We start from the raw sequence: 7,292 nt of genomic DNA on the forward strand, positions 1-7,292 counted from the left end.
CAATTCCTCTTCTCGGTTCCCCTCGGGTAAAAAACCCCGCCCCTGCCCTTTCGGCGGTCTTTTTCATGATCGGGGAGGAAAAGCGGGAGGACCGGAGAACCGGCCGGAAGGTCCCGGCGAGATCGGGATCAGCCCCGGACCTGGAGCGGGCCGGCCTGGAGATACCTCGACGGGAGGGAATGCCCCAGCGCCCCGGCGAGAAGACGGGACGCCTCGGCGACCTCATAGAGGTTCACCCCGGTCTCGATCCCCATCCCGTGCAGCATGTACAGGAGATCCTCCGTGGCGAGGTTCCCCGACGCACCGGGGGCGTACGGACAGCCGCCCAATCCCCCAGCCGATGAGTCCACCGTCGAGATCCCCCAGAGCAGGGCGGCCAGGACGTTGGCCAACGCGGTTCCCCGGGTATCGTGAAAATGCACCGCCAGCATCCCCGGAGACAGATCTCGGCCGAGGGCATCGAGCAGCGCCGTCACTTCCCCGGGGGTGGCCGCGCCGATCGTGTCCCCGAGTGAAATCTCATAGCACCCCATCTCCGCAAGGGCGATGCCCACCCGGCGGACGGCGTCAGGGGAGACCCGCCCGGTGTACGGGCACCACCAGGCGGTGGAGATGTACGCCCTGACCGGGACCCCCGCCGGGGCAGCGAGCCGCAGGACCTCACGGAACCTCAGCAGCGATTCGTCGATCCCCATGTTAATGTTGTGGCGGGTGAACGCCTCCGAGGCCGCGGTGAAAACGGCCACGGCTCTCACCCCGCAACCTAGGGCCCGCTCCATCCCGAGGCGGTTCGGCACCAGGGCGGAGAACACCGGACCGCGAAGCCGCCCCAGCTGGCGGAACACCTCTTCGGTGTCTGCCATTTGCGGGACGCGGGCGGGATGGACGAACGCGCCCGCTTCGATCACGGGGAGCCCCGCGCGGGCAAGGCGCTCGATGAATTGTACCTTGGACGCCACGGGCAGGGTATGGGGTTCATTCTGAAGCCCGTCTCGCGGCCCCACCTCCACGACCCGGACCTTCCGAGGAAACTCCGCCGCGTTCATCCCGGCTCATCCGACGGCTGCCCCTTCGGGCTCAACTCCGCCACGGCCGCACCCGCTTCCACCTGGTCCCCGGGGCGGACGTGCACGAGGTGGATCCGGCCGTCACGGGGGGCTCTGATGACGTGCTCCATCTTCATCGCCTCGATGATGACGAGGGCTTGGCCGGTCCTCACCGCGTCCCCTGCCCGCACCAGGACCTGGGTCACGCCCCCGGGCATCGGGGCGGCGAGATCGTCCTGCACGGGATGCGCGGGACGGACGGGAGCGTCGTCCAGCGGCACGATCTGGGACTCGATCGTCTGCCCGTCGATGTGCAGAAACCAGCGGTCACCGTCCCGGGCGACGCGGATCAGCCTGGGGCGGCCGGCGACCTGCACCCGGAACACCCCCGGTTCCACTACGGAGAGGCACAGGCGATGCGTGACTCCTTCCGCGTGGACGAGAAACTCCTCACCCGCGCACTCAACCGTGCACCGAACGACCCGGCCGTCGAGCCGCACGGAGAGGTCAGGCATCGCGCGTCCCCATCCGCCAGTGCCCGATCGTCTCCCAGGGATCGGGGCTCGGCACGTCGCGGGCGTGGACACCCCCTTCCCTCGTCGGGGCCGATCCATCGCTCCAGGTGGCGACACACGCGGCGATCGCGGCGGCCTCCGCCTGGATCGTTGGTTGCCATCCGGCCAAGTCGCGCTCCACGAACCGCGTCGTGGTCTTCCCCTGGCGAAACGTCGCGGTCTTAAGGACGTCCTGGAGAAAATCCAGATTCGTCCGGACGCCGAGGATGACGTACGTGCGCAGCGCCTCGGCCATTCGGCCGATCGCCTCAGCTCGCGTGCGGTCCCAGGCGATGACCTTGGCCAAGAGCGGATCGTAGGCGACCGGGACGCGCCATCCCGCGCGCACCCCCGAATCGACACGGATCCCCGGGCCGGCCGGCTCCTCCAGCGCGAGTATCGGCCCCGGCGACGGCGCGAAATCGCGGCCCGGATCTTCCGCACAGATGCGGCACTCGATGGCGTGCCCGCGGGTGCCGACCGGCGTGCCCTCGAGATGGTCCCCGGCGGCGATTCGGAGTTGGGCCTTCACGAGATCCACACCCGCGACCATCTCGGTCACGGGATGCTCAACTTGCAGCCGGGTGTTGACCTCCAGGAAGTAGAATCGTTCGGCCCCGTCGACCAGGAACTCCACGCTTCCCGCGTTGACGTATCCGGCCGCGGCGGCCGCTCCCGTCGCGGCCTCACCCAGCCGCGCCCGAAGCGCCGGTGTGACGAAGGGGGACGGCGCCTCCTCGATGATCTTCTGGTGCCGCCGTTGCACGCTGCATTCGCGCTCGCCGAGGTCCCAGATCGTTCCGTGCTGATCAGCGAGCACCTGAATCTCGATGTGTCGAACGTCGGGCAGGTACCGCTCCAGGTAGAGATCGCTCGACCCGAACGCGGCGCGCGCTTCCCGTCGAGCGGCAGCCAGCGCCCCGGGGAGGTCGTCCAGCCGCTCCACCAGCCGCATCCCGCGGCCGCCGCCCCCGCCTGCCGCCTTCACCAGCAGCGGGGTGCCAATCCCGGCGGCGGCCTGCATCAGCGCACGGTCGGTGGCCCCGATCCCATTCCAGCCCGGGACGACCGGGATCCCCGTTCGCTCCATCAGCCGCCGAGCCTCAATCTTGTCACCGAGCCGTGCAATCACTTCAGCGGGAGGCCCGACAAAGACCAGGCTCGCCTCGCGAACCGCATCGGCGAACGCAGCGCTCTCGGAGAGAAACCCGTAGCCGGGGTGAACGGCGTCGGCTCCCACCGTCCGGGCGGCGCCGATGAGGCGTCCCACGTGCAGGTAGCTCTCCTGGGGCTCCGCCGGCCCGATCGGGACGGCCTCGTCCGCGAGGCGTACGTGAGGAGCGTCGCGGTCCACCTCAGAGTAAACCGCCACCGCGACCAGTCCCAATTCCCGGCACGCCCGGATGATGCGCACCGCGACTTCACCGCGGTTGGCGATCAGGACCTTGCGCACTGCTACATCCGGAAGACGCCCGGCCGCATCCCCCGCAGGGGCGCGTTGAGGGCGACGGACAGGCTCAACGCCAGCACGGTCCGGGTTTCGGCCGGATCGATGATGCCGTCGTCCCACAGGCGCGCGGTGCTGTAGTAGGGGCTCCCCTCTTCCTCGTACTTGGCCAGGATCGGGGTGACCAGGGCGTCCTCCTCGTCTCGGGTGATCGCTTTCCCTTCGCGGCGCAACTGATCGCGCTTGATCGTGAGGAGAACGGTCGCCGCCTGTTCGCCGCCCATGACTGAGATTCGGGCATTCGGCCACATCCACAGAAATCGAGGTTCGTAGGCCCGGCCGCACATCGCATAGTTCCCGGCGCCGTAGGATCCCCCGACGATCACCGTGAGCCGCGGGACCCCGGAGGTGGCGACCGCGTGCACCATCTTGGCGCCGGCGCGGGCGATGCCCGCGGCCTCATACTGGCGGCCGATGATAAACCCGGTGATATTCTGCAGAAAGATCATCGGGATCCGTCGCTGACCGCACAACTCGATGAAATGTGCCCCTTTTTCAGCGCTCTCCACGAACAGGACACCGTTGTTTGCGAGGATCCCTACGGGAATGCCGTGCAGGCGGGCGAATCCCGTAACCAGCGTCGGGCCGTACCGGGCCTTGAACTCCTGAAACCGGCTCCCGTCTACCAGGCGCGCGATGATCTCCCGGGCATCGAACTGCCGCCGGAGGTCCTGGGGGAGGATCCCGTAGATCTCCCGCGGATCGTAGCGGGGCTCCTCGGGAGGGGCGAGATCGAGGGCAACGCGCTTCACCCGGTTCAGGGTGCGGACGATCTCGCGCAGGATGGCGATGGCGTGCCCATCGTCTTCCGCGTAGTGATCGGCAACACCACTCCGGCGGGTGTGGACGTCCGCCCCACCGAGATCTTCGGCCGACACCTCTTCGCCGGTCGCGGCCTTGACCAAGGGAGGACCTCCGAGAAAGATCGTTCCCGTCCCGCGGACGATCACCGTCTCGTCGGCCATGGCGGGCACGTAGGCGCCGCCCGCGGTGCACGATCCGAGAACTGCGGCGATCTGGGGAATCCCTTGGGCCGACAACCGGGCTTGGTTGTAAAAGATCCGTCCGAAGTGCTCGCGGTCGGGGAAGACCTCCGCCTGGAGCGGAAGGAACGCCCCGCCAGAATCCACCAGGTAGAGACAGGGAAGATGATTCTCCAGGGCGATCTGCTGGGCGCGGAGGTGTTTCTTTACCGTAACCGGGTAGTAGGTCCCGCCCTTCACCGTGGCGTCGTTGGCCACAATCATGCACTCGAGGTCCCCGACGCGGCCGACCCCCGTGACGATTCCGGCGGAAGGCGCCTCTCCCCGGTACATCTCCCAACCGGCCAGCGCCCCGGTCTCGAGGAATGGTGACCGCGGATCCAGAAGGAGATCGATCCGCTCGCGCGCGGTCTTCTTGCCCAGTTCGCGATGCCTGGCCTGCGCGCGCCGTCCTCCCCCCTCCCGCACCTCCGCCAGCCGCGCCGCAAGGGTGTGGACGTGTTCCTCGTGGCACGCGCGGTTGGCGGCGAACTCCGGCGAGTGCGTGTCGACCCGTGACTCGAGAACCGGCATCGTCCCTGCTATTCACCCCGCGCGGAGTTCGCCCCTCTCCCACCCTTTCGCCTGGAGCCGGTCGCAGCAACCTAGAGATTGGGGGTCGGGCGGTAAGCGTCAAACCGGACGCGGAGGCGTTCAACCTCCGCGTCGGGGAGGAGCATCGGGTTGCCCAACTGGCGGGCGCGGTAGTAGAGCGTGGCGACATACTCGACCACGCCGGCCACCATGATCCCCTCGGCCAGGGTCCGACCCGCGGTCAGGACACCGTGGTGCTGAAGGAGCACCGCCTTGCCGTCCCCCATCACCTCGGCCGCCGCGTCACCCAGTTCGACGGTACCGTACGTGGCGTAGGCCGCCACCGGGATCCGCCGCCCGGCGACCGCGATCAGGTAGTGAACGGCCGGAATCTCAAGGCCCAAACACGCGAACGTCGTGGCGTACGGCGAATGGGTGTGGACGACCGCCCGGGCCCACGGACGGCGACGGTACACACACAGGTGCATCGGCGTCTCGCTCGATGGCCGGAACCTTCCATCGACGACCCGACCCTGGTCATCGACGATGACGATGTCGGTCGGGCTCATGGAGTCGTACGGAACCGCAGATGGGGTGATGGCCACGTAGCCGGTGTCCGGGTCGCATGCGCTGACGTTTCCGGCGGTCCCGGAGACCAAGCCGAGCCGTACGATCTCCTTCGCTGCGTCCGCCACTGCTTGTCGCGTGCCCTCCAAGAGCATCGGGTCCTCCCGGCGACTGACCGCTGCCTGAGACGCGCCTCCGAGTCTGCTGGCAATCACGAACGTCTTCCCCTTGATTGGCGGCTGGCTGCAGGCGCCCCTTTAGGGCATAAACACGCGGGCGGCCACTCGACCGCCTCCCGGAGAGCTGGCGAGCACACGCCCACCCGGTCAGCGCATCTTCTGCTGGCCGTGGCGGTGCTGTCGGGCATCATCAAGGCGGGCTGGTGGTACTTGATGTCGATCGAATCCGCTGACGGGCTTTCCCCGGCCGCAAGGTCACCGGGTGCGGGCACGCCGAGGTTCCCAGATATTGCGCAAGGACCGGGCGCTCACGGGTCAACCGCACAAGAGGGTTGGCGGCGAATACCCGGTCGGGATCAGCACGCGATCTTCGATCTCTCCGACCAGATCGCCGTGCGCGGCGCTCGTCACTCGCTTGATTTCCTTCCATTCCTCGTCCGCCATGAATTTGGTCCACGCCGCCGTTTTCGTTTCCTCGTCAGCCCACGCCAGCAGATACACAAACTCGGTTCGGCGGGGCGTCCTGGCTTCCCACATGGCGACGATGGTGAAGCCGTACTTTCGCATGACGCGCGCGGCCTGGTCTCGGAAGCGTGCGTGGAAGGCAGGCTTGTTGCGCTCGAAAATCTCGTAGATTCGGAGCTGGTGGATCACCGCGACCCTCCGCGACGTTTCGCTCAACGGTGCTGTGTAAGTGCGCAATTGAACGAGAACATAGAGCGAAACCCTTTGGGATCTGATCAAGCCGGGTGGCTAAACACCAACCCCCCCAATCCCAATTCCGTTCGACGACACAGACTCCCTGTTTTCCGAAGGCGGCTATCGAACACAACGCGCCAGCTGATCCACCTGGTCAGAGGAAAGGGACCAAGGACACCCGACTGCGCTGACCGTTCGCCGGGCCCGCGACGAACGACACATGCCTCAGGACGACCCGTGGGTTCGGCGCTTACTCCAGCGCATCTTGATGGCCTTGTGGGCGATCTCGCGGCGACGCTTCGCGCTGAGGGCCTTCGCTCGAGCACGACCACCCTTCTTCGCCATGGCCGCAAGGAACTTCTTCACCGCCCGAGGAGCCGTCATGCCCCTATTCTACTTGGCAGGCAGGTACGAACACAAGGGCGCGTATTGACGTACGTGCCTGGCAAGTATAGAATCAGAAAGCCGGGCGTGCACATACCGCTCAAGGAAGTGGTGGACCATGACCGACCTTGAACAGGAGTTTTGCGCCGAACAGCGGGAGATGGAGGCGGCGGAGTGCCTGCGGTCGGTGTACGAAGAGAGCCATCGGGCGCTTTTGCACACCGTCCAAGCGATCGAGGGGTTGGTCGGAGGACTCCGGGAGGGCCGAGACGTCGCCCCCGACGTAGTGTTGTCCCGAGGGTTAGAACTGATGAAGCGGCTACGGCACGCAGGTGAGCTGCTCCACGCCGCGGTGAAGATTGCCGACCCTGACAGTATCGCGCCGTGGCAGGTCCGGGGAAGACCAAGGGGGTGAGACCGTAGTGGGGGCGCGATGCGCCCATACACCGATGCCACGGCTAACGTTTCGACGTTGGCCAATTTTGTGCATCTGGTAGCTCTGTGGAAGTGTGCGAGGTTGGCCGAGTAGATTCGGAGCGTGTCCTCTGAGCAGTTCCCTCACCTGCGAGAAAGACAGAAATGCCTCAAGAGCCTCTTGGAGCTGACCGGTTGAGAGGTGGCCATGATTACAGAAGTCGATTGCTCTAAAATGCTAAGCTATTGAGCGACCTGAGAGATAGGTAACAGATTGTACCGGACACATGGGTAACACTCCTTCCCTGAAAGGGGGGAGGGAAGATGCCCTGGAGGGAGTGTTCGGTGATGGACGAGAGAATGCGGTTTGTCGCTCGTCGGCTCGG

Annotated in this window: 7 protein-coding genes; 1 reads left to right on the top strand and 6 read right to left on the bottom strand. The window is 66.5% G+C overall.

The window, feature by feature from the left end; translation table 11 throughout:
• Window positions 1–128: 128 nt before the first annotated feature.
• The 6 genes from VKV57_05865 to VKV57_05890 all read right to left on the bottom strand — a co-directional run bounded on the left by VKV57_05865 (window position 129) and on the right by VKV57_05890 (window position 6,063).
• On the bottom strand, window positions 129–1,046 hold the full coding sequence (locus VKV57_05865) for a hydroxymethylglutaryl-CoA lyase (GenBank protein HLW59438.1): 918 nt from the start codon (window positions 1,044–1,046) through the stop codon (window positions 129–131).
• Window positions 1,043–1,561 carry a biotin/lipoyl-containing protein gene (locus tag VKV57_05870; protein HLW59439.1) on the bottom strand — a complete coding sequence of 173 codons (519 nt, stop codon included), beginning with the start codon at window positions 1,559–1,561 and terminating at the stop codon, window positions 1,043–1,045. Before VKV57_05870 ends, VKV57_05865 begins: the two co-directional genes overlap by 4 nt.
• The gene (locus VKV57_05875) at window positions 1,554–3,053 is read right to left on the bottom strand and encodes a biotin carboxylase N-terminal domain-containing protein (protein HLW59440.1); all 1,500 of its coding nucleotides are present in this window, start codon (window positions 3,051–3,053) and stop codon (window positions 1,554–1,556) included. Before VKV57_05875 ends, VKV57_05870 begins: the two co-directional genes overlap by 8 nt.
• A gap of 2 nt (window positions 3,054–3,055) precedes the next feature.
• Entirely contained in the window at window positions 3,056–4,663 is a 1,608-nt protein-coding gene (locus VKV57_05880; protein HLW59441.1) for a carboxyl transferase domain-containing protein, read from the bottom strand.
• Between the two features lie 71 nt (window positions 4,664–4,734).
• Window positions 4,735–5,385, bottom strand: coding sequence for a class II aldolase/adducin family protein (locus VKV57_05885; GenBank protein HLW59442.1), 651 nt, complete (start codon window positions 5,383–5,385; stop codon window positions 4,735–4,737).
• 339 nt (window positions 5,386–5,724) lie between these two features.
• On the bottom strand, window positions 5,725–6,063 hold the full coding sequence (locus VKV57_05890; protein HLW59443.1) for an NIPSNAP family protein: 339 nt from the start codon (window positions 6,061–6,063) through the stop codon (window positions 5,725–5,727).
• Between the two features lie 547 nt (window positions 6,064–6,610).
• Between VKV57_05890 and VKV57_05895 the strand changes: the two genes are divergently transcribed.
• Window positions 6,611–6,907: a hypothetical protein gene (locus tag VKV57_05895; GenBank protein HLW59444.1), complete on the top strand. Its 297-nt coding sequence runs from the start codon at window positions 6,611–6,613 to the stop codon at window positions 6,905–6,907.
• Window positions 6,908–7,292 lie beyond the last annotated feature (385 nt).

Source organism: bacterium (assembly GCA_035307765.1).
GTDB lineage: Bacteria > Sysuimicrobiota > Sysuimicrobiia > Sysuimicrobiales > Segetimicrobiaceae > Segetimicrobium.

Excerpts from the sequence above, each read along its gene's own strand:
- VKV57_05865 (HLW59438.1), bottom strand. The coding sequence starts at position 1,046 with ATGAACGCGGCGGAGTTTCCTCGGAAGGTCCGGGTCGTGGAGGTGGGG.
- VKV57_05870 (HLW59439.1), bottom strand. The coding sequence starts at position 1,561 with ATGCCTGACCTCTCCGTGCGGCTCGACGGCCGGGTCGTTCGGTGCACG.
- VKV57_05880 (HLW59441.1), bottom strand. The coding sequence starts at position 4,663 with ATGCCGGTTCTCGAGTCACGGGTCGACACGCACTCGCCGGAGTTCGCC.
- VKV57_05885 (HLW59442.1), bottom strand. The coding sequence starts at position 5,385 with ATGCTCTTGGAGGGCACGCGACAAGCAGTGGCGGACGCAGCGAAGGAG.
- VKV57_05895 (HLW59444.1), top strand. The coding sequence starts at position 6,611 with ATGACCGACCTTGAACAGGAGTTTTGCGCCGAACAGCGGGAGATGGAG.